The sequence below is a fragment of the Pseudomonas anatoliensis genome (assembly GCF_017976235.1).
Taxonomy (GTDB): Bacteria; Pseudomonadota; Gammaproteobacteria; order Pseudomonadales; family Pseudomonadaceae; genus Aquipseudomonas; species Aquipseudomonas anatoliensis.
On sequence record NZ_JACVHC010000009.1, the window covers coordinates 43648 to 69631 of the forward strand.

Here is a 25984-nt window from a genome sequence, read left to right on the forward strand (position 1 = left end):
TTTATGGCAACTGCATCAGCAACAATCGATATTCCGGCTTCGGCCGATCAGGTCTGGCAATTGATCGGCGGCTTCAACACGCTGCCGGACTGGCTGCCGTTTATTCCAAGCAGCGAACTGAGCGATGGCGGGCGTGTGCGCAGCTTGAAAACCGCCGATGGCGCGGTGGTGGTTGAGCGTTTGGAAACGTTCAATAACGCGGCGAAGACCTACAGCTATTCGATTGAACAGGCACCGTTCCCGGCCACCGACTATCTGGCGACCATCAAAGTGGAGGCCCAAGGGCAGGGCGCGCGAGTCACCTGGTCGGGCCGCTTCAGCGCCAAAGGCGTGAGTGATGAGGAAGTGGAGGCGCTGTTCCAGGGCATTTACCAAGGTGGCCTAGAGGCGCTGCGCGCCAACTACCCGGCCTGATAGCCACAACATAAAACCTGTGGGAGCTGGCTTGCCAGCGATGGCGGTAGACCAGTCAAATTCATACCGACTGACCCACCGCTATCGCTGGCAAGCCAGCTCCCACAGGGTTTTGTGCTGTTCGCAGAGTGTGCTGGCAACCCAAAAAACTGTAGGAGTGAGCCCAATGATCAAGTCTGTGAAATCAGACTCTGCCGACAATCCAGCACCAGTTTCGCCCCACCCACATCACTGCTGCCCACCGCCAGTTTGAAACCATGCAAGCTGACAATCGCCGCCACGATCGACAGCCCCAGCCCAAACCCGCCTTGCGGTTGCCCGGCCTCGGCGCGATAGAAACGCTGGAACACCGCTTCACGCTCGGCCTCTGGAATGCCCGGCCCTGAGTCGTGCACTTCGATGCGCGTGTGCCCGCCATCATTCACCCCGCGCAAAATGACCGTGCCACCGGCGGGCGTGAATTTGATCGAATTGCTCAGCAGGTTCGCCAAAGCCTCGAACAACAACGCCCGATCACCATTGAGCGCAGGCAAGGTCTCCGGCATGTTCAGCTCAAAGCGCAGTTCGCCTTCCTCGGCCAGTGGCAGATAGAACTCGTGCAATTCCTCCAGCAACGACACCGGATCAAGCTCGACAAAACCGGAACGGCGCTGACGATCCTCCAACTCGGAAATCCGTAACAATCCACGAAACCGCGCCATCAGGGTGTCCGCCTCGGCCAACACCAGATCCAGTTGCGCCGCTTCTTGCGAGCCTTCGCCGGCCTGCTGTTGCATGCGATACAGCTGCGCGCGCAAGCGGGTCAGCGGTGTGCGCAAATCATGGGCGATGTTGTCGCAGACGCCTTTGACTTCGTTCATCAAGCGCTCGATGCGCTCAAGCATGGCGTTGACGATGGCGGCGAGCATGTCCAGTTCATCGCGGCGATTGGACAGCGGCAAACGGTGGGTCAAGTCCCCGGCCACGATGGACTGCGCACTCGCCTGAATCGCCCGGATGCGCCGCAACGGTCGCCGTCGCAGCAAATGCCAACCGGCAATCCCCGGCAGAATCGTCAGCGACACTCCCCAGAACAACGCATGCAAAATGATCTTCGTCACCGCGAACAGCGAACCGTTATCGCGCAGCAACACCAGCCAGCGGCCGTCGCGGGTCTGGGTCGCGACGGCGTCGCAGCTGTCGCTGGGCAAGGTCGGATCATCGGAGTCGGCGCATTCGGCGAGCATGTGGATCTTGCCATCGAGCGGCAAGCCTTCGGGGATCTGCTGCAAGGCGCCGCTGAGGTAAACGCCTTGGGCATCGAACAGGCCGTAGGCGTCGATGCCGCGAATGTCGAAGGTCATGCTGGCGGAGAGGGCGTCTTCCAGTTGCTCACCGCGAAAGTGCGAAAACAGATGCTGGCGTTGCATCAGCGAATGTTTGGCGAGGTTGTCGAGGTAGCCGGAAACCTCGTAATACATGACCCCCATGAGGATCGCGCTCCAGGCCACGAACAGCGAACTGTACAGCGCCAGCAAGCGGCTGCTGGAAGAACGCCAGCCGTCAGACGGGTTCGGCAATGACATAACCGGAGCCTCGTACCGTGCGGATCAGCGGGACATTGCCCGCCGCGTCGATTTTCTTGCGCAAACGGCCGATGTGCACGTCGATCAGGTTGGTCCCGGGGTCGAAATGATAGCCCCAGACCTCTTCGAAAATCATCATCCGCGAGAGGATCTGGCCGCTGTTGCGCATCAGGAATTCCAGCAACTTGTACTCGGTCGGCAGCAGCGTCAGCACTTGCTCGGCGCGGCGTGCCTCGTGGCTGATCAGGTCCAGCTGCAGATCGGCGACCTGCAACGTGGTGGCCTGAGTAGCGCCGCTGTTCTGCCGGCGCAGCAAGACTTCGACGCGCGCCGCCATTTCGTCGGTGGCGAACGGTTTGGTCAGGTAGTCGTCGCCACCGGCGCGCAAGCCGCGCACGCGCTCGTCGACATCGGAAAGGGCGCTGATCATCAGGATCGGCGTAGCGACGCCCATCGTGCGCAGGGTGGTGACGATGGCCAGGCCGTCGAGCTCCGGCAACATACGATCGAGAGTGATCAAGTCGTAGTTGCCGCTCACGGCACGGTCGAGGCCCTCGCGGCCATTGTCGACCCAATCCACATCGAGGCCGTGGCTGCTCAGTTCGGCGACAATTTCCCGGGCAGTCACGGCATCGTCTTCGATGGTCAAAATACGTGTCATAGGGCTGGCCTTGATCGGTTCAAACGGAATGGCAGCATTTTGCCAAGAAATTTCCGTGGCGCTTTAAATTAACTTTCATGTTGTAGCTGCCATTGGGCGGGGTCGAGGATTAATTTTCCGGAACATTGATATCATCTGGCCATAACTTCAACAGGGAGTGGTTCCGTGCGTATTTTCAATCGCTTTGGCTGGATGCCTGTTATCACTGTGTTGCTGGCCTTGCTCAGTGCTTCGGCAGTCGCCGCCAATACCCCGTGCTCGGGCAAGAAAGGTGGAATTGATCGCTGCGACGGCGACCTGTTTCTGTGCAACGACGGCTCTATCAGTGGCTCGAAGAAAAGCTGTGCGGCGATGTACGGCAACCAGGGCCAGAGCCGACCGCAAACGCTGCTGCAAAGCGACGATGGATGCGCCTGTGGCACGGGTTCGTTTTGCACTGGGCCACGGGGTGGGGTGTACTGTCTTACCCCCAGTGGCAACAAGAGTTACAAGCGTAAGTGATCGTCTTTTGGCCAATGCATAAAACCCGCCGAATTCAGCCACTTGTTGCAATTTGCAACGTCCTAAGAAGTTCAGATTTTCTAACGTGTTGAAATAGAAGGATTTATTAAATTCGCGCATCTGGCACGGTCGCTGCAATTCCTCTTCTGACGAGTTGTAACACCATTTTTCATGCCTGGAGCACTACAACAATGAATAGATCCTCTGATGGGTTTTATGCTGCCTACGAAGGAGAGTCGAGCAACGTCTCAGGGGTGTCCTGGGGCGCGATCTTCGCAGGTGCCGCGGCGGCCGCTGCACTGTCGATGATTCTGGTGCTGCTGGGCTTTGGTTTGGGTTTCTCTGCCGTTTCACCGTGGGCCGGGGAGGGCGTGAGCGCCAAGGGCCTGGGTATTTCAACGATTGTCTGGCTGGCGCTGACGCAAATTATTGCTTCCGGGCTGGGTGGTTACATCGCCGGTCGCCTGCGGGTGAAGTGGGCGAACATGCACGGTGACGAAGTGTATTTCCGCGACACCGCCCATGGTTTCCTGGCGTGGTGTGTGGCGACTCTGGTCACCGCGATTCTGGTTGTTGGCTCGGTCAGCAGCGTGATCAGCGGCGGCGTGCAGGCCGGTGCCAGTGTTGCCGGTGGTGCAGCGAGCGCCATGACCCAAGCGGCCGGCACTGCTGCGGCCAATACCGATAGCAACCAGTACGGTTACTACATCGACAACCTGTTCCGCGATGACCGTCCAGCGTCCGTCAGCGATGACGCTGCACACGGCGCAGTGGCGCGGATCTTCACCCAGAGCCTGGCCAATGGTCAGCTCAGCGCTGAAGACCGCACTTACCTCGCCCAACTGGTTGCGCAACGGACCAACCTGAGTCAGGCCGACGCCGAACGTCGTGTCGATGAAGTGTATGCCCGCACTCAGAAAGCCATTGCCGACGCCAAGCTGAAAGCTCAGCAAGCCGCTGACACCGCTGCGAAAGTCGCTGCCATGACCTCGCTGTGGATGTTCGTCGCGCTGTTGGCCGGTGCGTTCTTCGCAAGCTTTGCAGCCATCTTCGGCGGTCGTCGTCGGGATGCGGTCGAGTACGTTGAAGTCGACACCTACACCACTACCTCCACACTGCCTCCAGTTCGTTAACAGGGAGAATCACCATGCGCTCACTACTGCTGTTTTTCCTCGGTATCCCGATCCCGATCATCATCCTGATTGCGCTGTTCGTACACTGACCGACTGTTCTATTGAGGCTCATGCCTCGGCCGCTTCTACCTTCGGGTAGAAGCGGCTTTTTAATGCCTGCACATTGACCTGTAGGAGCTGCCGAAGGCTGCGATCTTTTGACTTTGTTTTTAACAAGCAAGATCAACAGATCGCAGCCTTCGGCAGCTCCTACAGGGGGGGTGTGCAGATTTCACTGGCCTGGATCAATATTTCCGTTGGCGATATCGCCTAACGTAAATGATCCAGGCCTTTGCTGAGACATGGACTACATTGTTCTCGCGCGCATCTTGTTGCGCTGACGGAGTACGCCGCGAGCCCGCCCGAGCCAAGAATCAAACGGGCCGCCAGGTGTAGTGCAGCAAGGAGCTGACACAACCTCAACCGAACCTTTTCACGGATGAACATCGCAATGCACTGCCTAGAAAGAACCTTTGATATCCAGCCCTTGGCGCAGGCGGATATGACCGTGCACATCAACGGTCTGCCGGTCACTGCCGCCATCGGTGAAACCGTCCTCAGCGTTATCCAGTCCCTCGGCGTGCGCCAGATCGCGCGCAACGACCATGATCAGATCAGCGGCGCCTACTGCGGCATGGGCGTGTGCCAGTGCTGCCTGGTGAAAATCAATGGCCGGCATAAACGCCGTGCCTGCCAGACCGTCGTGCGCGATGGCATGCAGATCGAAACCCAGGTCAACCGGATCGCCGGGCAGGAGGTCGTATGAGCCTGCGACCGGTGATCGTCGGCGGTGGTCCGGCGGGGATGGCGGCGGCCATCGAACTGGCGCGCCATGGCGTGCGCTGCACCTTGCTGGAAGAGGCCTCGCGCCTCGGCGGTGTGGTCTATCGCGGGCCGCTGCGTGACGGCGTGCAGCTGGATTATCTCGGACCACGTTACGCCGAAGTGCTGGGCAAACTGCACGGCGAATTCCAGGAGCATTGCGGGTTGATCGACGTGCACCTGAACCATCGTGTGGTCGGCGCCGAAGGCACTCGCGCGCTGGTGGTGTTGGACGCAGACGAGCAACTGCACGAGATCGAGTATTCACAATTGTTGTTGTCGGCCGGTTGCCACGAGCGCAGCGTGCCGTTTCCCGGCTGGACACTGCCAGGGGTGATTCTGCTCGGTGGCCTGCAACTGCAAATCAAAAGTGGCGTGGTCAAACCGCAAGGCCCGGTGATTATTGCGGGGACCGGCCCACTGCTGCCGTTGGTGGCGACGCAACTGCATGCCTCGGGCGTCAAAGTTGCCGGCGTGTATGAAGCCTGCGCGTTCGGCAAGATCGCCCGCGAAAGCCTGGCGTTGCTGAACAAGCCGCAATTGTTCCTCGATGGCTTGAGCATGCTCGCCTACCTGAAACTGCACGGCATCGCGATGAACTACGGCTGGGGCGTGGTCGAAGCCCACGGCGAAGGCGAACTGAAGAGCGTCAGTGTGGCGCCGTACTCGCAGACCTGGACGCCGGACATGTCCCGTGTCGAGCGCTTCGAGGCGCAGACCCTGGCGGTCGGTTACGGCTTTATTCCGCGCACCCAACTCAGTCAGCAAATGGGCCTGGATCATGGCTTCAGCGATGACGGTTATCTGCGCGCCCATTCAAATGTCTGGCAGCAGAGCAACCAGCCTCACATCCATCTGGCCGGCGACATGGGCGGGATTCGCGGTGGTGAAGCGGCGATGCTGGCCGGCAAGATTGCAGCGACGTCTATCCTGCTGCAGCGCGGTGTGCTCGACGAGGATCTGGCGCTGGTTCGCCGCGACCGCTATCTGGGCAAACTCAAAGCCATCGTGCGTTTTCGCGCGGCGGTGGATCGCTACACCGAACGCGGTGTTGGCCAGACAGCATTGCCGAACGCCGACACGGTGATTTGCCGCTGCGAACACGCAACCCGCGCCGACATCGATCTGGCGCTGGAGCAGGGCGTGCAAGACATTGCCAGCCTGAAAATGCGCACCCGCGTGAGCATGGGCGACTGTCAGGGGCGGATGTGCGTTGGCTATTGCAGCGACCGCTTGCGTCAGGCCACCGGACGCCAGGATGTCGGCTGGCTGCGCCCGCGTTTCCCGATTGATCCGATCCCTTTTTCCGCATTCCAGTCTGTCGGCACGGAGGCCGCTTCCCATGAGTAAGTTTTACGACGTGGTCATCGCCGGCGGCGGTGTGATCGGGGCGTCCTGCGCCTATCAATTGTCCAAACGCAAAAACCTCAAGGTGGCCCTGATCGACGCCAAGCGTCCGGGCAACGCGACCCGCGCGTCAGCCGGTGGTTTGTGGGCTATCGGCGAGTCGGTGGGCCTTGGGTGCGGGGTGATTTTCTTCCGCATGATGTCGGCCAACCGCAAGCGCGAAACCCAGGGCGCGGCGGTAGCGGTGGACGCCAGCACGCCGCACATCCTGCCGGAGTCGTTCTTTGATTTCGCCTTGCAGTCCAACGCGCTGTACCCGGCGCTGCACCGTGAGCTGAAAGACAATCACGGCATGGATTTCAAGTTCGAAAAGACCGGGCTCAAATTCGTGATTTATGACGATGAAGACCGGCTCTATGCCGAGCACATCGTCGGTTGCATTCCGCATCTGGCCGAGCAAGTGCGCTGGCTCGATCAAGCCGCACTGCGCGAAGCCGAGCCCAGCGTCAGTCATGAAGCACGCGGGGCGCTGGAGTTTCTCTGCGACCATCAGGTCAGCCCGTTCCGCCTTGCCGATGCCTACATGGAAGGCGCGCGGCAGAATGGTGTCGATATCCTGGTCAACACCAACGTCACCGGCGTGTTGCACCACGGCACGCGGGTGACCGGCGTACAGACGGCCGAGGAGGGCGTGTTCCACTGCAAGACGCTGATCAACGCCGGCGGTGCCTGGGCGGCGGACTTGAGCGAATGGGCGACCGGCATCCGCATTCCGGTGAACCCGGTAAAAGGGCAGATTCTGCTGACCGAGCGCATGCCGAAAATCCTCAACGGCTGCCTGACCACCAGCGACTGCTACGTGGCGCAAAAGGACAACGGCGAGATCCTCATCGGCAGCACCACCGAAGACAAAGGCTTCGACGTCACCACCACCTACCCGGAAATCGCCGGGCTGGTGCAGGGCGCGGTGCGCTGCTTGCCCGAGCTTGCGGACGTCAATCTCAAACGCACTTGGGCGGGTCTGCGCCCAGGTTCGCCGGATGAGTTGCCGATTTTGGGGCCGATGCGTGGGGTGGAGGGATATCTGAATGCGTGCGGGCACTTTCGTACCGGCATTCTGACCTCGGCCATTACCGGCGTGTTGCTGGACAAACTGGTCAACGACGAGCCACTGCCGCTGGACATCACGCCGTTTCTGGCGGATCGGTTTGAGACAGTCGCGGTCAAGCAAACACCGGAGTTAGAGCCGGCCTAAACCCAACCGCAATTACTGAAACACTGAATCACTGAACCCTGTAGGAGCTGCCGAAGGCTGCGATCTTTTGATCTTGCTTTTTAAAAACAAAGTCAAAAGATCGCAGCCTTCGGCAGCTCCTACAGGTGAATGTGATCGATCATTCCCGCGCAGGGTTTGGCAGCAATCAGTCTTTGCGCGATTCTTCTTCAAGTTGATCCGACTCAAACAAACGCGCCAGTTCCGCCCGGGCTTCCTGGGCGGTTTGCAGGACTTTGGCTGCGTCGTCGTACACCGCGTGTTGCGCCTCCAGCACCTGTTCGTCGTGGTGCTTGAAGCGTTTGATCCGCGCATCGGCCTGGGCCTGGGTCAGCCCGAGGCCAACCAGTGTGCGCCGGCTCATTTCCAGACTTGAATAGTACGTCTCTCGAATCGCCTCGGCGCCAACATCGACCAAGCGGTGAACGTGCTGACGGTTACGGGCCCGGGCGATGATCTTCATGTGCGGGTAGAGCTTGCGCACCACCTCGGCGGTCTTGATATTCGTCTCCGGATCATCCGTGGCGATGACAAAATATTCTGCCTCGCCGACCTTGGCTGCATGCAGAATTTCCGGGCGCATCGGGTCGCCATAGAAGACCGGCACACCACCGAAACTGCGCGACAGTTCGATGGTTTCGACCGAGGTGTCGAGGGCGACAAACTTGATGTTCTGCGCCCGCAGAATCCGCGCAACGATCTGACCCATCCGGCCCATGCCGGCGATCACCACGCGCGGGGTATCCGTGTCGATGTCGCGGAATTTCTCGGGTACTTCCACCGGTTGCACTTTTGGGCTGACCAGCCTTGCGCAGAGCAACAGTAACAACGGCGTCACCGCCATCGACAGGGTGATGGTCAGCACCAGCAGGTCATACAGCCGCGGCTCGAACAGCCCCTGATCGCGCCCGATCTTGAACACCACAAACGCAAACTCACCCCCCGCCGCGAGCACGATGCCGAGGCGAATCGCACTGACCTTGTTCAAGCCACCGGCCAAACGTCCCACCACAAACAGCAACGGCAGCTTCAAACCGATCAACAACAGCGTCAGCCCCAGCACGGTAATCGGCGCGCTGAGCAACAGACTCAGATTGGCACCCATGCCGACGCTGATGAAAAACAATCCGAGCAGCAGGCCCTTGAACGGTTCGATCTGCGCTTCAAGTTCATGGCGATATTCAGAATCGGCCAGCAACAAACCGGCAAGAAACGCCCCCAGCGCCATCGACACACCGACCAGATCCATCAGCCACGCCGTGCCGATCACCACCAGCAACGCAGTAGCGGTAGAGACTTCCGGCAGACCGGTTTTCGCCACCACGCGAAACACCGGCCGCAACAGATAACGCCCGCCGATCACCACCACGGCAATAACGCCGAGCACCTGCAGGCTGTGCCGTATATCGTCGGCAGTGCTGGTGTGATGATCGACACCGGCAAGCATCGGCACCAGCGCGATCAACGGGATCGCGGCGATGTCCTGGAACAGCAGAATGGCAAACGCCAGGCGCCCGTGGGGGCTGGTCAGCTCCTTGCGCTCGGCAAGGCTTTGCAGGCCGAACGCGGTGGACGACAGCGCCAGACCGAGGCCCAGCACAATCGCGCTGTTCAGCGGCTGGCCGAAGACCGACAACGCCAAAACGCCGATCACCGACGCGGTCAGCAGCACCTGCGCCAGACCGACACCAAACACCGATTTACGCATCACCCACAACCGTCGCGGCGACAGCTCAAGGCCAATGATGAACAACAGCAACACCACGCCCAGCTCAGAAATATGCGCCACGCTCTGCGGATTGCCGATCAGGCCCAGTACTGACGGGCCGATGATCACCCCGGCAAACAGATAACCAATCACCGCGCCCAATTGCAGACGTTTGGCCAGAGGCACGGTGAGCACCGCCGCGAGCAGAAAAACAACAGCGGCTTGCAACAAATTGCCTTCATGGGGCATGGGTTTACTCCTGACAACGGCACGGCGGGGGCGACAAGGATAAGGGTTGAACCCACCTCAAACCAAATCCCCCTGATTCGGGTGTTCAACACAATCCCCGTGTAGGAGCTGCCGAAGGCTGCGATCTTTTGATCTTGCTTTTTTAAAACAGAATCAAAAGATCGCAGCCTTCGGCAGCTCCTACATGGGGCGATTCAGATCTGTAACATATTGCATCAATTGGTTACATTTATAACCCAAGCGAATCAATCCCCGAGTCCCGCCATGGCCATCAACTTCGACCTCAACGACCTGCAAGCCTTTCGGGCGGTCGTTGAGCAGGGCAGTTTCCGCAAGGCCGCCGACACCGTGCGCCTCTCGCAACCGGCCTTGAGCCGACGCATCGAGAAGCTTGAAGACGCTCTCGGCGTGAAACTGTTCGAGCGCACCACGCGCAAAGTCAGCCTGACCCAGGCCGGGCGCGGTTTCATGCCGAGTGTCGAACGTTTGCTGGATGATCTGGACGTTGCACTGCTGGGCATCAGCGAAGTCGCCTCGACCCGACTGGGCCACGTCACCGTCGCTTGCGTGCCGTCTGCCGCGTACTACTTCATGCCGCGTGTGGTTGCGCGCTATCACCAGCAGTTTCCGCGAATCAGGATCAAAGTCCTCGACTCCAGCGCCCACGATGTACTAAGCGCCGTGGTCAATGGCGAGGCCGATTTCGGTTTGAGTTTTATGGGCACGCAGGATGCCAAAGTCGACTTCGAACCGCTTGTGCAGGAGTGCTATGTCGTGGCGTGCCGTCGCGATCACCCGTTGGCCGGGCGCAACAGTGTGACGTGGGACGAGTTCTACCAGCAGGATTACATCTCGCTGGACAAGACTTCCGGCAATCGGTTTTTACTCGATCAGGCCTTGAGCAGCGTGGTGCCGCAGCGTCAGAGCATCTGCGAAACGCGGCATGTGACGACGATGATTGGTCTGGTGGAGGCAGGGTTGGGCGTAGCGGCGGTGCCGTTGATGGCGATGCCGGGGCCGGATCATCCGATCCTGACGCGGATACCGCTGACGGATCCGCAAGTGATACGCAGCGTTGGCATCATCAAGCGCCGGGATCGCACGCTGACCCCGGCGGCACTGGAACTGGAGCGGCTGGTGGTGGAAATGAAAGTCCAGCCGCCGATTATCAACGCTTGACCGAATCCAGCCCGGTCGCCTGCACGTCAGCCTGTGCGGCCGGCGCAGCGAGGTAGGCGAGCAGTGCTTTGGCCTCGGCGGGATGTTGCGCGTTGACCGGAATACCCGCAGCGAAACGCGTCACCGATTGCACCGACTCTGGAATCTTCGCCACGAAATTCACCCCCGGCACCGGCAGCAATTCGCTGACCTGCTGGAAGCCCAGTTGATAATCCCCCGTGGCAACCACCGAGCCCACGGGGATTTTCGCGATCATCTTCGCCTTCGGTTTCAACTGATCTTCGATGCCGAGTTTCTTGAACAACTGCTGCTCGATGTACACGCCGCTGGCGCTGTCGGAGTACGCCACCGATTGCGCGTCAAGCAGGGTTTTCTTCAGGCTCTCGACGTTGCTGATGTCCGGTTTCGGCGCGCCAGCGCGAACCACCATACCGATCCGCGAGTCCGCCAGTTCTACCCGCGACGCCGGGTCGACCTTGCCTTGTTTGATCAATTCGTCGAGGGCGTAGCCGACCATGATCACCACGTCGGCATGCTCGCCACGCGCGAGGCGATTGGGGATAGCCTCTGGCGCCTTGCCCATCGATGGGCCGAACTGGGTGTCGAGGGTGTTGCCGGTGGCGGTGGCGAATTTCGGGCCGAGGATTTTATAGGCCGCCGTGAAGCCGCCCGAGGTCATCACGTTTACCTGTTCGGCGTGCACCAGGGCGCTGAAAGCGAGGAGGGCGAGGGCGCCCAGATTCAACAGTTTTTTCATGGTGATGGTTCCTTATGCAGTAGCCGGTTGCAGACGGCCGCCCGCGCGGCGATAGAGGTAAAGCGTGGCGAGCAACGCGCACAGCGCGCCGATGCTCATCCAGTACCCCGGCGCGGCTTTGTCGCCGGTGTATTGGATCAAGAAGGTCGACATCGCCGGCGTGAAACCGCCGAAAATCGCTGTGGCCAGGCTGTAGGCGAGGGAGAAACCGGCGACGCGTACTTCCACCGGCATGATCTCGGTGAGCGCCGGAATCATCGCGCCGTTGTACAAACCGTAAATAAACGACAGCCACAACAGCGACAGCAGCATGTGGCTGAAACTCGGTGATTGCACCAGGTACGAAAGCGCCGGATAGGTCGTGGCCAAGGCCAGCAGCGACATCGCGATCAATACCGGGCGGCGACCGATACGGTCGGACAACATGCCGCCGATCGGCAGCCAGAAGAAGTTCGACACACCGACCAACAGCGTGACCAGCAACGCATCGGACGTGCTCAGATGCAGCACGGTTTTGCCGAAGGTCGGCGCGTACACGGTGATCAGGTAAAACGCGGTGGTGGTCAGGGCGACCATCAGCATCCCGCCGAGCACCACGCCCCAGTTCTGGCCGAGGGTGCGGAACACTTCGCCCATGCTCGGGCGGTGCTTGCGCGCAGCGAACTCTTCGGTTTCCGCCAGATTACGCCGCAGGAAAAAGATGAACGGGACGATCATGCAGCCGATGAAAAACGGAATCCGCCAGCCCCAATCGGCAACCACGTCCGGCGCCATCCACGCGTTCAGCGCGTAACCCAAGGCAGCTGCGACGATGATCGCCACTTGCTGACTGGCTGACTGCCACGCGGTGAAAAAACCTTTGCGGCCCGGTGTGGCGATCTCGGAGAGATACACCGACACGCCACCCAGTTCCGCACCGGCCGAGAAGCCCTGCAACAGCCGCCCGATCAATACCAGCGCCGGGGCGAACAGGCCGATGGTTTCGTAACCGGGCACCAATACAATCAATATCGTGCCGCTGGCCATGATCGACAGGGTGACGATCAAACCTTTGCGCCGACCGACATCATCGATGTAGGCGCCAAGCACAATGGCCCCCAGCGGACGCATCAGGAAGCCTGCGCCGAACACTGCAAAGGTCATCATCAGGGAGGCGAATTCACTGCTCGCCGGAAAGAACACCGCCGCGATCTGGGTGGCGTAGAAGCCGAACAGAAAGAAGTCGAACTGTTCGAGGAAGTTACCCGAGGTTACTCGGAAAATGGCACCGGCTCGTGAGCCGCCTTGTGGGATTGAGGCTGTCATAGAAAAAACTCCACCGCTTTTATGACGTGCGCTACGGGGAGGCGGCGCACGGTTTTTATTGAGGCGGATGGTGGCGCAGATGTAACAATCTGTTAATTGCATTGTTGGTATGGATTGATGTTGAAAGTGGATCAATGCTGATCGGTTCTAGGCATGCACCTTTGTGCCTGAGAACAACACAAAATTTGTGGGAGCTGGCTTGCCAGCGATGACGACCTCTGGGCCGACCATGCTCTGGGTTGTTTTGGGTGAATATCCGGTTTTTTGGTGATGGCGACTTAGGGTTCCGCCCTTACGGCGGGTCACTTTTGGCAAACGCCCCAAAAGTAACCAAAAGGTCTGTGCCCTGACGTCCGGCCCGCTCGCTAGAGCTCGGGGTTCCTTCGCTCCGGAATCCATCCGGGGCATCGATTCCGGTTTGCTTCGCTGCACCTCCTTTCGATGTTCTCCCCGGATGAATCCCTGCACTCAGCCTCCCGACGGGCCTTCCAGATCAAGAGCTGCACTCGAGCTAACGCTCATTGTGTTGAGTGGTGAGAAGCGAGGGCGGTGGGGGTTGTGTTTTTGTTTTTCTGTGGGAGCTAGCCTGCTGGCGATGGTGGCCTGTCAGCCGACCTGTGTCTGTCAGGTGTACTCAAATCCCTGTGGGAGCTGGCTTGCCAGCGATGACGACCTGTGTAACGAAAGAAATCCCCCAGCCAGTCCAAACAAAAAACAAGGAATGATTTCGCCGCCGCGCAGTCGGAGTTCAGGTAGTACATATCTCTGGAGGTTCACCGATGAACAGCAAAACCCTAATCGCCAGCCTGGCCCTGGTCGCCGGCATTGCCGGGATCAGCCCGATTGTTCAAGCGGCGCAAACCTCGAACGACCCCTCCGTCCAGTCCCCCGTCAGCGATCGTGAACTAAAGATCAACGACCGCGCGCCAGACGTTTATCAACGCAGCGACAAAGCCTTGAAAAACTGGAAAGCGAAAGGTTTGAAAGCACCGGTTGAGCAAGCGCAGTGGGTGCAGATCAATGATCAGTACGTGATGGTGATGATCACCAACGGGACGATTGTCGAGATGCAGCCGGTAGAGCGTTAAGCCATTCGGTAACAATTGGCCAAGGAAGGCAGATTGCAATCGAGCACCGTTCGGGTAAAAAACCTGGGGGTGTTTCGAGTGACTGGAAGTCAGGAGCAGTGAGTTGGACAAGAAACCTCTTTATCGGAAAGAAAACACCCGTACTTGGGGGGTGCGTCGCAATGCGTTAGTCGCTCAATACCGCGATCAGCGTAATACCAAGAGCGAAAATCGCAGCGACGCCGTACGTGGTTCGATGCATGCAGGCAAACGCTACGGCATGGATTACACACCCTTGTTTCGCTTTCTTTTGTCTCGTGTTGGCGGTAACTGGGACGAGATTTTCAGCGAAGCGGTGTCGCGTCTGGATCGACCGGAGCCCGTATTCTGGATGGTCGCCATCTATGAGGAGGATCGCGAGGAAGTCGTACGATTGGGCGAGTCGAGTTACTTCAATGGTTTGTACGTCGATCAGCAAAAGCGCCTTCAAATTGTCAATCCGGCATTGAAAGCTGAGGACATGGCGCCGCGCTGTCAGTGCTGTACGCACACCTTTAACGGTGTGGTTTTTGGCCGGCGATTTGGGACTGACTGATTTCGTCAGGTGTTGGAATCCGTTTGAAACCGCGATTGGACCCATATCCTTGCGCTGAACTTTGTAGAATCTTGCTTACAACAACTGCCCCTTGTCCCAAAGATGCACCAGATCCCCCGGTGCCTGATCCTCCGGCACTTTCAGCACCATTTCCCCTGACCGGTAGCGCACTTCTATCTGATAGAAGCGCTGGTCACCGCGTCCGGTTTCAACGCTATCGAACGGCAGACACCCCTCCAGCACCGAACAGATGCGGCTGCGTTCGCTTATGTCGCATTGCGCAAATTCGATTTCACGCGGGCGGCTCAGGCTATGAATGGCCGCCACGCCACCCTGGCGTGATACCCGCACCACGGAATCGTCACCCAACTCGGGCAGAATTTTCATACAACCTCCACGACCAATTCGATACCGACCTGAGCCCAGGCCTCACGCACCGCAGTCACCTCTCTGGCACCGAAACGCTTGCCAGCGTTTTCGACCGTCAACCCGGCGAACGCCTCAAACGTTGCGTCCTGACTCAAGCGTTTGTCGCACAACGTGTCGTACCAGATTCGTCCGGCCTTCTCCCAGGCGAAGCCGCCCAATGCCCGAGCCGCCAGATAGAACGCGCGGTTGGGAATCCCTGAGTTGATATGCACGCCACCATTGTCTTCAGTGGTAATGACGAACTTACGCATGTGATCCGGTTGCGGATCCTTGCCCAACAGCGGGTCGTCATACGCCGTGCCGGGATGCGACATCGAGCGCAGGCCCTGTCCGTGGATTTGCGGCATCAGCAGATCGGCGCCAATCAGCCAGTCAGCCTGCTCCGCTGTGTGGCTGAGCGAATATTGCTTGGTCAACACGCCGAACACATCCGACAGTGATTCGTTAAGTGCACCCGATTGGTTCGCGTAAATCAGACCGGCCTCGCTTTCCGTCACACCATGGGCCAGTTCGTGGGCGATGACGTCGAGCGAGCGGGTGAAACGCTGGAAAATTTCCCCATCACCGTCACCGAACACCATTTGAGCGCCATTCCAGAAGGCGTTTTCGTAGCCTTGGCCGTAATGCACGCTGCCGATCAGGGCAAACCCGTTGTTGTCGATCGAATCTCGACCTAACACCTTCCAGAAGAAATCATAGCTGGCGCCCAGCGCCTCATAAGCTTCATCGACCGCCGGATCGCCTGTCGCCGGCTGTCCTTCCACACGTACCTCAATCCCGGGCAGCAGCATTTTGTTTTGCGCATCATGCACACTGCGCTGAGCGATGCCGGGTTTGCTCGATGGAGCAAGAATGGCGCGAGTTTCCCGGCGCAAGGGCGCGCCGGGGTTGGGCAGCAGGCTGCGCACATGATTGAGGGTGAGCATCGCCGCGGTGCGCTGCGGCTGCGAACCATGAGCGATGATGCGGTTGAGGATGTACGGCGGAATAAAACTGCGCAGCAAGTGTGAGTCGGTCATCAGAGCTTCCCTGGCTGAATACGATGTCGATACTTATGTGAGCAGCGCCGCGTGTTTCGGTTCCATGCATTGCCATCGGCATCGAATTCTGCGAAAAACGCCGTCCGCGCCCCCAACGGGCCATCCTTTCTGAGTGAAGCGCCATGACCGACGAACTACAAATCATCGAGCTGCAACCGGGCGAGGGCAAAGCCGCCGTCAAAGGCGCGCTGATCACCACGCAATACACCGGCTGGCTGGAAGACGGCACCGAATTCGATTCTTCCTACAGCCGTGGCAAACCTTTCCAGTGCGTGATTGGCACTGGCCGCGTGATCAAGGGCTGGGATCAGGGCCTGATGGGCATGCAGGTGGGCGGTAAACGCAAACTGCAGGTGCCGGCGCATCTGGGGTATGGGGAACGGACCATGGGCAAAATTCCGCCGAATTCGAATCTGGTGTTCGAGATTGAGTTGTTGGAGGTTTTGACGCGGGAGGATTGAGGTTGTGGGCGCTGATTTGGGTGAGGTTCGTTACTTCATCCAAATACCATCTGTGTTGATCAGGTGAATACGTCTATATCGTCGAGCGTGTCTTCAATGATCCCTTGCAGTGAAGGATGCGTCCGCTTGACTGATTCGAGTGCAGCAAAAATTGTTTCAGTATTCAGGAAGCCGGGGTGATGTTCCTTCATGGTTTAAGTCTTCCTGAGGTATGGCTTTCGGATATCGTGAGCAGAAAGAACGCTATCGCGAGCAGGCTCACTCCCACATGGGGAATGCATTCCAAAATGTAGGAGCGAGCCTGCTCGCGATGGGGCCTTCAAGATTCACTCAAGAACTGACCTTCACCCCACCCCCAAACCGCTCCCGATACACCGACGGCGGCACGCCAACCACCCCGCGAAACGCCACCCGAAAACTCTCCACCGACCGATAACCGCAGCGCTCGGCAATCTGCTCGGTGTGTTGGTCTGTGCTCTCCAGCAACTCCCGCGCCCGCGCCAACCGCTCATGCTGCAACCACGCCTTGGGCGATTGCCCGCTGGCTTCGGTGAAACGCCGCAGGAATGTTCGCTCGCTCATCGCCGCTTCACTCGCCAGATCGCGCACCTCCAACGGCTCGTGCAAGCGCTCGCGCGCCCACTGCATCACGCGTGACAGATCGTTGCGCGGCGTCTGGCTGACGGGGGTTGGAATGAATTGCGCCTGGCCGCCGGTACGCTGCGGCGACATCACCAGTCGCCGTGCCACGGAATTGGCAACCTGAGTGCCAAAGTCGCGCGCCACCAGATGCAGGCAGGCATCGATGCCGGCCGCGCTGCCTGCCGAAGTGATCAACTGGCCGGCGTCGACGTAGAGCACATCCGGGTCGACTGCAATTGCTGGAAAGCGTTGCGCCAATTCCGCTGTGTAACGCCAATGGGTGGTGGCGCCGCGCCCATCGAGCAGGCCGCTGGCGGCCAGCACAAAAACGCCTGAGCAGATCGACAACAGCCGCGCACCCCGTGCGTGGGCCTGACGCAGCGCGTCAATCAATGCTGGAGGCACCGCAGCATTTCGGTCGCGCCAGCCGGGGATGATGATGGTTCGGGCCTCGGCCAGCAGCTCCAATCCGCCGTCAGCCAGCACCTGAATCCCGCCCATGGCGCGCATCGGGCCTTGATCGACCGCCGCAATCGCATGCTCGTACCACGGGAACTCAAACTCCGGCCGGGTCAGGCCGAAGATTTCTACGGCGATGCCGAACTCGAATGTGCAGAGGCCGTCGTAGGCCAGAATCGCGACCAAACCTGGTGAAGTAGGCATTTGGCGGAAAATTCCCGGTGAGTGTCTTATCCGCCACTGTAGCGATAAGCGTTGGCTGGATAAAGTCTGTTCACACCCACTCAGATGAAGGAGCAATACCTTATGCCCAGCCTGGTTTGCGAAATCCCTGCCGCCCCGTCGGCCATCGCCCTCATGCATTTCAGCAATCGTCTGACGTTTGAAACCGATTGTTCCGACGTGTTCAGCAGCCAGGAGGCCGGTGCGGTCGACTTTGTGCTGGTCGATGTTCGCGGGCCAGTGGCCTTCGAGCGCGGTCATGTACCAGGCGCGATCAATATCCCGAACCGGTTGCTGACGGCGGCGGAACTGGCCAGCTACCCGAAAACCACGTTGTTCGTGGTCTATTGCGCCGGCCCGCATTGCAACGGCGCGAACAAGGCTGCGGTGAAACTGGCGGCGCTGGGTTACCCGGTCAAAGAAATGATCGGTGGCGTGACCGGTTGGCTCGATGAAGGTTTTCAATTGAGCGTTAAGCTAGCCGCCAAAACCGCAATCGGCTGCGAATGCTGATCCCATTGTAGGAGCTGCCGCAGGCTGCGATCTTTTGATCTTGTTTCTAAAAAGCAAAGTCAAAAGATCGCAGCCTTCGGCAGCTCCTACACGAGATTTTTGGTATCGATTTAGGGCTTGTCCTACAGCCTTTGCACCACGACGGCGCACCTGTTGACCCCGGTCAATCAGTGCGCCGAACTTCTGTAAGTAATTGTCGCTTAAAAACAATTTGCCCTGTGCGCGCCGCCATAGACTGCCGACCACTTCGGTTTTTGCCGCTATATGGCCTTGACCGGACGCTGAATCGAAAGCTGCCAATAAAAGCCTCCGCACACAGGAGTAATAAATGAAGAAGCTAGTGATGTTCGGTGCCCTGGCACTGTCGATGTTGTCCCTGACCGCTGTGGCTGAAGACGCCAAGCCGATCCGCATCGGTATCGAAGCCGGTTACCCGCCATTCTCGATGAAAACCCCTGACGGCAAACTCACCGGTTTCGATGTGGACATCGGCGATGCGCTGTGTGAGCAGATGAAAGTCAAATGTACCTGGGTCGAGCAGGAATTTGATGGCCTGATCCCGGCGCTGAAAGTGAAGAAAATCGACGCGATCCTGTCCTCGATGACCATCACTGACGACCGCAAGAAAAACGTCGATTTCACCATCAAGTACTACCACACCCCGGCCCGTTTCGTGATGAAGGCCGGCTCCAATGTCACCGATCCGCTGACCCAGCTCAAAGGCAAGAAAGTCGGTGTACTGCGCGCCAGTACCCACGACCGTTTCGCCACCGAAGTGCTGGTACCGGCCGGGATCGATCTGGTGCGTTACGGTTCGCAGCAGGAAGCCAACCTCGACATGACGTCTGGCCGTCTGGACGCGATGCTGGCCGACTCGGTCAACCTCAGCGACGGTTTCCTGAAAACCGACGCGGGTAAAGGCTTCGAATTCGTCGGTCCGACCTACGAAGACGCCAAATACTTCGGCGGCGGCGCCGGGATTGCAGTGCGCAAGGGCGATGCGGCCCTGGCTGAGCAGTTCAACAAAGCCATCACCGAAATCCGCGCTAACGGCGAGTACAAGAAAGTGCAGGACAAGTACTTCGACTTTGACGTGTACGGCCATTAATACGCCGTAGAAAAAAGTGGCCCCGTTTACGCGGTGGCCACTTTTTTTGCACTCGAATAAAGATCAGAACCCTGTAGGAGTGAGCCTGCTCGCGATAGCGGTGTGTCAGCCAGAATATTCATTGAAGACAGACCGCTATCGCGAGCAGGCTCACTCCTACAGGGGATCTGTGTGATCCAGATATTGAGGAGTTACCCATGCAACGCATCGACCATCTTCTGCCCTGGAGCCACTTGGGCAGCGAACGTTCCCTCAGCGTGTTCCGTTACGGCGCGGGTGCCCGCAAGGTGTACATCCAGGCCAGCCTGCACGCCGATGAACTGCCGGGCATGCGCACTGCGTGGGAACTCAAGCAACGCCTGAACGCACTTGAAGCGCAGGGTCGTTTGCATGGCGTGATTGAACTGGTGCCGGTGGCCAACCCCATCGGGCTCGATCAGCATCTGCAAGGCAATCACATGGGCCGCTTCGAATTGGGCAGCGGCAAGAACTTCAACCGCGCGTTCGTCGAACTCAGTGCGCCGGTGGCAGCGTTGATTGGCGAGCGTCTGGGGGCTGACGCCGACGCCAACATTGCGTTGATTCGTCAGACCATGGGCCAGGTTTTCGATGATCTGCCGGCCCCGGCCTCGCAACTGGAAGCCCTGCATCGTTTGTTGCTGCGCCACGCCTGCGATGCCGATATCACCCTCGATCTGCACTGCGATTTCGACGCCGCGATTCACCTTTACGCGCTGCCCCAGCACTGGCCGCAGTGGCAATCGCTGGCGGCTCGCCTCAAGGCTGGCGTGGCGTTGTTGTGTGAAGATTCCGGTGGCAGTTCGTTCGATGAGTCCTGTTCGACGCCGTGGTTGCGCCTGGCAAAAGCCTTCCCGAACGCGGCGATTCCGCCCGCCAACCTTGCAACCACGCTGGAGCTGGGCAGCATGGGCGATACTCGGGTTGATCAGGCGCAGGCCAATTGCGAGGCGATCCTCGGGTTTCTCGCCGAGCAGGGTTTCATCAGCGGTGAATGGCCGGCGGCGCCGAGCGATTGCTGTGAAGGCATGCCGTTTGAAGGCACCGAATACCTCTTCGCGCCGCACCATGGTGTGGTGAGTTTTCTGCGCACGGCGGGCGAGTGGGTAGAGAAGGGGGATGCGTTGTTCGAGGTGGTGGATCCGTTGAAAGATCGAGTAACTACCGTGCGCGCCGGAACCAGCGGGGTGTTGTTTGCGATTGATCGCGGGCGTTACACCGAGCCGGGGATCTGGCAGGCGAAAGTGGCGGGGCGGGTGCCGTTTCGGACGGGGAAGCTGAATAACGACTGACGGATCTTCGGCGTGTTTGCGGGCCTCATCGCTGGCAAGCCAGCTCCCACATTGTTCTGGGGCGTTCACAAAACCTGTGGGAGCTGGCTTGCCAGCGATAGCGGTATCAGCGGCACCTCAATATTTGGATCCTTGCTTCAGGATGTTAGGCTCCCCCCGAACCCGACACCCTGTGAAGGAAGACTTATGTTGAAGGCGTTTGCTCTGTTGACCCTCCTGGCGTCCACCGCCGTTCATGCTCAAACCACGCTGCAATCCGATCTGCCGCTCAAGTACATCGAACAGGTTCACTCTGACGCCGATCCACGTCCGTTGGTGATTTTCCTGCACGGTTACGGCAGCAATGAAGCCGATCTGATCGGCATGAAATTTCAGCTGCCGGCGCAGTACAACTACCTCTCGGTGCAGGCACCGCTGGCGTTGGGCGAAGGGCGTTTCCAGTGGTTTCGCAAGAAGGGCGAAGGCGCCTACAACGGCGAGACCGATGATCTGAAGGTCAGCGGCCAGAAACTTCGGGATTTTGTCGCGCAAGCGGCGAAGAAATATCACGCTGCCCCGGACAAGGTTTACCTGATCGGTTTCAGCCAGGGCGCGATGATGACCTACGAGGTGGGCCTGCGATCACCCGTGGCGGTGGGCGGTATTGCGGCGTTGAGCGGGCGTTTATTGCCGGTGTTGAAAGCAGAGCTGAAGACCGGACAACAACCGCTGCCGCTGAACATCTTCATCGGTCACGGCACAGCCGATGATCCAGTGCCATATCACCACGGTACTGAGGCCAATGCATTACTCCAGAAACTGGATTACAAACCACAGTTTCACGCGTATCCCGGCGTCGGCCACAGCATCACTGCGGCCGAACTGCGCGACTTGAACGCCTGGTTGCAGCAGCTCAATCCTTGACGATGGTCTTCACCAGCGCATCATGACCTTTCTTGTCGCTGACCCGGGAGATCACCTGAACCAGCGCCATGCGTGTCCCGGAACCGGCCATCAACGTCGTGTTGAGGGTTTGGCCGCCGCCCTGGCTGGCGGTGCTGTCGACCTGACGCAGGCCCAGGCCAGTGCCTTTCTGGGTCAGGCTTTTTTCGCTGAGTTTGTTGAAGTCCGGTAGCGCTTTGCGCTGGGCTTCGATGAAATCGGACACGCTGCCGTCCAGAAACTCGCTGTCGTTGTCCTTGACGTTGTTGCCTTCGGGGATCTGGTTTTCTGCGGCGATCACCACGGTTTTGCTGGTCTGGTTGGTGTACATCGTGCCCTTGGCACCGGTCGGGCTGGCCGGCAACGGTTCAGCAACGAAGCCTTTGGGCAAGGTGAAAGTGAATTTGCCGCCCAACATCGAGACCTTCTCGGTGGCGGTTTTTTCCTTGGCCGTGGCCGCTTGAGCGTTGATGGCGCCGAGGCCGGCGACCGCCGCCAGCAACAGGACGACGGCTTTCTTGCTCAACAATGTCATTCGAATCTCCGGGAAGTGGTCATGCCAGGTGGGCGATCATCCCACGCAGCGCCGTGGCACTCCAGCCCGGCTCGTCAGGCTTGTGGTTGCGGTGCCGGTTTGGCCAGCAGTTTGCGCGTGACGCCAAGCATGGCCACCGACACAGCGACGCCCAAGGCGAATCCGCTGAAGCCCAGGCTTGGCAATGTCAGTGCTGACACCAGACAAAACGCCGAAAACGAGTACATCCCGGTCGCCGTGGCTCGCAACAACGCCGCCGTAAACTCGGGGCCGCGGGTCTGCTGGGAAAACACCGCCATGACACTGCCGAGCACCGGAAACACCGCGAGCAGTCCGCTCCAGCGCTCGCCGACGGTGCTGGCCAGCATCGTCACCAACAGCGTCAACGCCGCGCCGGCGATCATCCGCCAGATCAGTTTGTCCGACTTTGGCGCCGGGCGATTCAGCACCGGTTGTACCTTGGGAAACAGGTAGGGGGCTGCCAATAAAGCTACTGCGGCCGCCCCTATAGAAAACGGCAGCGACGCCGGGATCAGCGACAAGACCAACGCCAGCGCCGCCCAGACAGCCAGCGAAGCGCTCAGTGCCCACGGCCAGTGCGCCCGCTGCGCGACCTGCGCGTATGTGATGCAGAAGGCGATCATGGCAAACATCGCCGACAACGCGGCCACCGCTGACTGCGCGGCAAATTGTGGCCCCTGTTCGATGGCGAGGAAAAACAGAATCGGCCCGACCACTACCGGCAACCCCGACAGCCACCCGGCCACACTTGGCCCCCAACGCTTGCCGGCCAATGAGATCAGCAGCAGAAAACCGGGAATCAGTAGCAGTTTGAGGATCAGCACGCAGGTGTCTCCGTCTGTGAGAGACGGCCACGGTAGCATTGCCGGACGTACATTGCTGCAGATGTGTGCGGTTTTTGTATACAAGATTTTCGATGTGGTACTCGGCTATGCTTTGATTATCAGGGCCAATGCCGGAGTCGATGCTGCGATGAACAGAACACTGAGGTTATGGCGTGGATGCTGCGGCATTGGCCTTTGGGCATTGCTCGCCACGCCGGCCTGGGCCAATTGGCAGGATGCGGTGCCGGGCGCGCAAATCATTGGCCGCGGCGAATTCAGCGTGTTCGGCTTCGATGTGTACAACGCACGTTTATGGAGTGCCTCGCGTCCGTTGGCGGACGGCCAGCCGTTCGCTTTGGAGCTTATCTACCAGCGCAACATTTCCCGGGACGATCTGGTACAGGCCAGCGTCGATGAAATCAAACGTCTGGCCGGCAATACTATCAGTCCTGCACAACTTGCCGCGTGGCAGGTTCAGATGCGGCAATCGTTCGTCGATGTGCAGGCTGGCACGCGTATCACCGGGGTCTATCTGCCGGGGCAGGGCGCACGATTTTTTGTTGGCCAGCAGTTGCAGCACGAGATAAATGATCCCCGGTTTGCCCGGGCGTTTTTTGATATCTGGCTGGACCCGCGTACGCGCAACCCCGAGTTGCGCGAGCAGTTGCTGGGTGCGAGCCGGTAAAGATCAAAGGACGGCAGGCTTCGGCAGCTCCTGAATTGCAATGCGCCCCTGTAGGAGCTGCGGCACGCTGCGATCTTTTGATCCTGATTTTTGAAGACAAGATCAAAAGATCGCAGCCTCGTTTCACTCGACAGCTCCTACAGAGGATTTGTGCACGACGCAGACCCGGTGTGGTCTCTCAGGCTGAACAGTGGAATTCGCCCATTGAGCGAAGGCCGGTAGTGCCAGTTCAGGCGATTCAGTTCAATGCCGTGATTGAGAATCTCCCTCACGGTTGCACTGGCAATGCTCATCGCCAAGGCTTGTCCCGGACATTGATGCCGCCCGCTGCCAAAACTGAAACTGCGCCGATTCGGGCGATCCCAGAGAAACTGGTCCGGATCTTCATTGAACGCCGGATCACGATTGGCCGCAGCGAGCAGTACAAGAATCACCTCGCCAGCCTCCAGGCGCACACCGTCGATGTCGCAAGCGGCAGCGACAAAGCGCCGGGTGTTCTGCACCGACGGGTCGAAGCGCTGGACCTCCGCCAACAGCGCGTCCATTGGTGCTTCCCGTATTTCAGGTTGGCGCCGCAACGCCAGCAGCGCATTGCCGATCAGTCCGGCGCAGGCCTCGAATGTCTGCGAGCAGAGGCCGATCAGATTGGCGATGAGGATCTCCTTTTCGCCGTCAAAGCGCTGGCCGATCCCCGCGAGTAATGCGCTGTGCACATCAGGCTCTGCCAGCAACTCAGTGAAATGGCCGTGTAATTTTTGCGCCGCGACGTCGGCCGCCACCAGTTGCAATTCGTTGCTCAATGGCGACAGGCACGCCGCGAAATCGGCCGTCAGCGCACTGATTGTCCGTGCCTGTGCCGGGGTGAAACCAAGCAACGCCGCGACCACGCACACCGGGCCGCGGAACATGGCGCTGTATAGGCCATCGGCGTCTGTGGTTATCAACCGTGCGCTCACCCGGGCGCTGACGTCGTCCTGATCGATCAACCCCAGCGCCGGTTCAAACGCCGATCGTGGGCAGCGCTGGCGTTCGCCGTCGTTCATCCGCATCAGTTGGCCGAAGACCTTGCCGGCCATGCCTTGGGAGATCGCTTTGGGTATCGGCTCCAGCGCTGGGCGCACGTGGCAGTCCGGGTGAACCAAAACCGCGCAGACGGCGCGAGCGCTGCTGGCGACCCACAATTTCAGTTCGGGATCAAACGTCAGTCCACCCATGCCGCGTAGTGTTGCGTAGTAGGGATAGGGATCGGCATGAGTTGCAGCGATGATCGGGTCCATGGTTCGCAGCCTTGTCGATAGGGAAAGTGTTGCTACTATCTGCAGTCCGTAACGGCGATGATTCGTCCGGGAGCGAAATATGCACGCAGAACATCAAGACATCGGCGTCTCGCAGGTGGCCGCGGCCATCGCCGAGCCGGCGCGCACGAAAATCCTCTGCTCGCTGATGGACGGCCACGCCCGCACCAGCACCGAGCTGGCAGCCGTTGCTGAAGTCAGCGCCTCCACCGCCAGTGCGCACCTGGCCAAACTCAAGGATCTTGCGCTGGTGCGTCTGCATGTTCAGGGCCGCCATCGGTATTACAGCCTCGCCGACAAACGTGTCGCACAGGCGCTGGAAGCGTTGATGGTGATCGGCCAGAACGCCGCGCCAACCTTCAAGCCGCACACACCGGATCGCCTGCAATTTGCCCGCACTTGCTACGACCACATGGCCGGGACACTGGCGGTGATGCTGCACGACCGCTTGCTCGAAGCGGGGTGGTTGCTGGCGACCGACGAGCAGGCGTATCGCTTGAGCGACAGCGGTGAGGCGCTGTTTGCGGGGTTGGGCATTGAGGTCGAGGACTTGAATGCACTGCGGCGCAAATTTGCCTGCCCGTGCCTGGACTGGAGCATGCGCCGGCCGCATCTCGGTGGGGCACTGGGGGCGGCGTTGCTGCAAACGGCGTTGAAGCGCAAGTGGGTGACGCAGGATCTGGACAGTCGGGCGTTGGCGTTGACGGCGGTGGGGCGCAAGGAAATTCGTGCCAAGTTTGGTATCGAATTGACGATTGAGAACAGTCAGATCAACAGATCGCAGCCTTCGGCAGCTCCTACAAAGAGCGGTGATCACGTGTAGTGCGATCTTTTGATCTGCCGACGAAGGGCACGCTTACACCTTGAACCTGACAGGTCGACCCTATACTGTATATGCAACCAG

The 25984-nt window shown here is 59.4% G+C and carries 29 protein-coding genes; 16 read left to right on the plus strand and 13 right to left on the minus strand.

Features of this window, described 5'->3' with window-relative positions; translation table 11 throughout:
- Positions 1-3 precede the first annotated feature (3 nt).
- The gene (locus tag ICA16_RS25460; protein WP_210701897.1) at positions 4-414 is read left to right on the plus strand and encodes an SRPBCC family protein; all 411 of its coding nucleotides are present in this window, start codon (positions 4-6) and stop codon (positions 412-414) included.
- A gap of 170 nt (positions 415-584) precedes the next feature.
- Here ICA16_RS25460 and ICA16_RS25465 read toward each other — a convergent pair whose 3' ends face one another.
- Both ICA16_RS25465 and ICA16_RS25470 read right to left on the minus strand, forming a co-directional pair.
- On the minus strand, positions 585-1979 hold the full coding sequence (locus tag ICA16_RS25465; protein WP_210701898.1) for a sensor histidine kinase: 1395 nt from the start codon (positions 1977-1979) through the stop codon (positions 585-587).
- Positions 1957-2640 (minus strand): response regulator transcription factor, encoded by a 684-nt coding sequence (locus ICA16_RS25470; RefSeq protein ID WP_042559723.1) that lies wholly within the window; start codon positions 2638-2640, stop codon positions 1957-1959. The genes ICA16_RS25465 and ICA16_RS25470 overlap by 23 nt, the downstream gene beginning before the upstream one ends.
- A gap of 192 nt (positions 2641-2832) precedes the next feature.
- Between ICA16_RS25470 and ICA16_RS25475 the strand changes: the two genes are divergently transcribed.
- The 5 genes from ICA16_RS25475 (at position 2833) to hcnC (ending at position 7737) form a co-directional block, all read left to right on the plus strand.
- Positions 2833-3141, plus strand: coding sequence for a YdcA family protein (locus ICA16_RS25475; protein WP_210702027.1), 309 nt, complete (start codon positions 2833-2835; stop codon positions 3139-3141).
- A 191-nt stretch (positions 3142-3332) separates the two neighbouring features.
- Positions 3333-4274, plus strand: coding sequence for a hypothetical protein (locus ICA16_RS25480; RefSeq protein ID WP_150604563.1), 942 nt, complete (start codon positions 3333-3335; stop codon positions 4272-4274).
- Positions 4275-4764: 490 nt separating this feature from the next.
- Positions 4765-5079, plus strand: coding sequence for a (2Fe-2S)-binding protein (locus ICA16_RS25485; protein ID WP_210701899.1), 315 nt, complete (start codon positions 4765-4767; stop codon positions 5077-5079).
- Positions 5076-6485: an FAD/NAD(P)-dependent oxidoreductase gene (gene hcnB / locus ICA16_RS25490; RefSeq protein ID WP_210701900.1), complete on the plus strand. Its 1410-nt coding sequence runs from the start codon at positions 5076-5078 to the stop codon at positions 6483-6485. Before ICA16_RS25485 ends, hcnB begins: the two co-directional genes overlap by 4 nt.
- The gene (hcnC, locus tag ICA16_RS25495; protein ID WP_210555092.1) at positions 6478-7737 is read left to right on the plus strand and encodes an NAD(P)/FAD-dependent oxidoreductase; all 1260 of its coding nucleotides are present in this window, start codon (positions 6478-6480) and stop codon (positions 7735-7737) included. Before hcnB ends, hcnC begins: the two co-directional genes overlap by 8 nt.
- Before the next feature lie 166 nt (positions 7738-7903).
- Here hcnC and ICA16_RS25500 read toward each other — a convergent pair whose 3' ends face one another.
- Complete coding sequence (locus ICA16_RS25500; protein ID WP_210701901.1) at positions 7904-9712, minus strand: monovalent cation:proton antiporter-2 (CPA2) family protein; 1809 nt, start codon at positions 9710-9712, stop codon at positions 7904-7906.
- Positions 9713-9976: 264 nt separating this feature from the next.
- On the opposite strand from ICA16_RS25500, the gene ICA16_RS25505 reads away from it, so the two are divergent.
- The gene (locus ICA16_RS25505) at positions 9977-10891 is read left to right on the plus strand and encodes a LysR family transcriptional regulator (protein ID WP_210701902.1); all 915 of its coding nucleotides are present in this window, start codon (positions 9977-9979) and stop codon (positions 10889-10891) included.
- Here ICA16_RS25505 and ICA16_RS25510 read toward each other — a convergent pair.
- Positions 10881-11648, minus strand: coding sequence for a substrate-binding domain-containing protein (locus ICA16_RS25510; RefSeq protein WP_210701903.1), 768 nt, complete (start codon positions 11646-11648; stop codon positions 10881-10883). The two genes, ICA16_RS25505 and ICA16_RS25510, sit on opposite strands and share 11 nt — an antisense overlap.
- Positions 11649-11660: 12 nt before the next feature.
- Entirely contained in the window at positions 11661-12953 is a 1293-nt protein-coding gene (gene tcuC / locus ICA16_RS25515) for an MFS transporter (protein WP_150616457.1), read from the minus strand.
- Positions 12954-13732: 779 nt separating this feature from the next.
- On the opposite strand from tcuC, the gene ICA16_RS25520 reads away from it, so the two are divergent.
- Both ICA16_RS25520 and ICA16_RS25525 read left to right on the plus strand, forming a co-directional pair.
- Positions 13733-14041, plus strand: coding sequence for an RcnB family protein (locus ICA16_RS25520; RefSeq protein ID WP_150604572.1), 309 nt, complete (start codon positions 13733-13735; stop codon positions 14039-14041).
- Positions 14042-14144: 103 nt separating this feature from the next.
- Complete coding sequence (locus ICA16_RS25525; protein WP_210555096.1) at positions 14145-14615, plus strand: hypothetical protein; 471 nt, start codon at positions 14145-14147, stop codon at positions 14613-14615.
- 75 nt (positions 14616-14690) lie between these two features.
- Here the strand turns inward: ICA16_RS25525 and ICA16_RS25530 are convergent, their stop codons facing one another.
- On the minus strand, positions 14691-15002 hold the full coding sequence (locus tag ICA16_RS25530; RefSeq protein ID WP_042559711.1) for a protealysin inhibitor emfourin: 312 nt from the start codon (positions 15000-15002) through the stop codon (positions 14691-14693).
- Positions 14999-16063, minus strand: a complete 1065-nt coding sequence (locus tag ICA16_RS25535; RefSeq protein ID WP_150616454.1) for a M4 family metallopeptidase — start codon at positions 16061-16063, stop codon at positions 14999-15001. Before ICA16_RS25535 ends, ICA16_RS25530 begins: the two co-directional genes overlap by 4 nt.
- A gap of 143 nt (positions 16064-16206) precedes the next feature.
- On the opposite strand from ICA16_RS25535, the gene ICA16_RS25540 reads away from it, so the two are divergent.
- Entirely contained in the window at positions 16207-16545 is a 339-nt protein-coding gene (locus ICA16_RS25540) for an FKBP-type peptidyl-prolyl cis-trans isomerase (RefSeq protein WP_150604575.1), read from the plus strand.
- 59 nt (positions 16546-16604) lie between these two features.
- Here the strand turns inward: ICA16_RS25540 and ICA16_RS28310 are convergent, their stop codons facing one another.
- Together ICA16_RS28310 and ftrA are read right to left on the minus strand one after the other, a co-directional pair.
- The gene (locus tag ICA16_RS28310) at positions 16605-16736 is read right to left on the minus strand and encodes a hypothetical protein (protein ID WP_263596710.1); all 132 of its coding nucleotides are present in this window, start codon (positions 16734-16736) and stop codon (positions 16605-16607) included.
- A 139-nt stretch (positions 16737-16875) separates the two neighbouring features.
- A complete protein-coding gene (gene ftrA / locus ICA16_RS25545) occupies positions 16876-17850 on the minus strand; it encodes a transcriptional regulator FtrA (protein ID WP_210701904.1) in 975 nt (324 codons plus the stop codon).
- A 102-nt stretch (positions 17851-17952) separates the two neighbouring features.
- On the opposite strand from ftrA, the gene ICA16_RS25550 reads away from it, so the two are divergent.
- Positions 17953-18381: a rhodanese-like domain-containing protein gene (locus ICA16_RS25550; protein ID WP_210555104.1), complete on the plus strand. Its 429-nt coding sequence runs from the start codon at positions 17953-17955 to the stop codon at positions 18379-18381.
- Here the strand turns inward: ICA16_RS25550 and ICA16_RS25555 are convergent.
- Complete coding sequence (locus tag ICA16_RS25555) at positions 18346-18681, minus strand: hypothetical protein (RefSeq protein WP_210701905.1); 336 nt, start codon at positions 18679-18681, stop codon at positions 18346-18348. The genes ICA16_RS25550 and ICA16_RS25555 overlap by 36 nt on opposite strands.
- A gap of 28 nt (positions 18682-18709) precedes the next feature.
- On the opposite strand from ICA16_RS25555, the gene ICA16_RS25560 reads away from it, so the two are divergent.
- The 3 genes from ICA16_RS25560 (at position 18710) to ICA16_RS25570 (ending at position 21702) form a co-directional block, all read left to right on the plus strand.
- Positions 18710-19489 (plus strand): ABC transporter substrate-binding protein, encoded by a 780-nt coding sequence (locus ICA16_RS25560; protein WP_115146805.1) that lies wholly within the window; start codon positions 18710-18712, stop codon positions 19487-19489.
- Between the two features lie 197 nt (positions 19490-19686).
- Positions 19687-20799, plus strand: a complete 1113-nt coding sequence (locus ICA16_RS25565) for a succinylglutamate desuccinylase/aspartoacylase family protein (RefSeq protein WP_210701906.1) — start codon at positions 19687-19689, stop codon at positions 20797-20799.
- A 186-nt stretch (positions 20800-20985) separates the two neighbouring features.
- Entirely contained in the window at positions 20986-21702 is a 717-nt protein-coding gene (locus ICA16_RS25570; protein ID WP_210701907.1) for an alpha/beta hydrolase, read from the plus strand.
- Here the strand turns inward: ICA16_RS25570 and ICA16_RS25575 are convergent.
- Together ICA16_RS25575 and ICA16_RS25580 are read right to left on the minus strand one after the other, a co-directional pair.
- Positions 21692-22255, minus strand: coding sequence for a DcrB/PsbP domain-containing protein (locus ICA16_RS25575; protein ID WP_150604581.1), 564 nt, complete (start codon positions 22253-22255; stop codon positions 21692-21694). The two genes, ICA16_RS25570 and ICA16_RS25575, sit on opposite strands and share 11 nt — an antisense overlap.
- A gap of 74 nt (positions 22256-22329) precedes the next feature.
- Positions 22330-23100, minus strand: a complete 771-nt coding sequence (locus ICA16_RS25580; RefSeq protein WP_210701908.1) for a hypothetical protein — start codon at positions 23098-23100, stop codon at positions 22330-22332.
- 148 nt (positions 23101-23248) lie between these two features.
- Between ICA16_RS25580 and ICA16_RS25585 the strand changes: the two genes are divergently transcribed.
- Positions 23249-23785, plus strand: a complete 537-nt coding sequence (locus ICA16_RS25585) for a chalcone isomerase family protein (RefSeq protein WP_210555108.1) — start codon at positions 23249-23251, stop codon at positions 23783-23785.
- Positions 23786-23922: 137 nt separating this feature from the next.
- Here the strand turns inward: ICA16_RS25585 and ICA16_RS25590 are convergent, their stop codons facing one another.
- Positions 23923-25062: a cytochrome P450 gene (locus ICA16_RS25590; protein ID WP_210555109.1), complete on the minus strand. Its 1140-nt coding sequence runs from the start codon at positions 25060-25062 to the stop codon at positions 23923-23925.
- Between the two features lie 79 nt (positions 25063-25141).
- Here ICA16_RS25590 and ICA16_RS25595 point away from each other — a divergent pair, with 79 nt between their 5' ends.
- Positions 25142-25903 carry an ArsR/SmtB family transcription factor gene (locus ICA16_RS25595; protein WP_210555110.1) on the plus strand — a complete coding sequence of 254 codons (762 nt, stop codon included), beginning with the start codon at positions 25142-25144 and terminating at the stop codon, positions 25901-25903.
- Positions 25904-25984 lie beyond the last annotated feature (81 nt).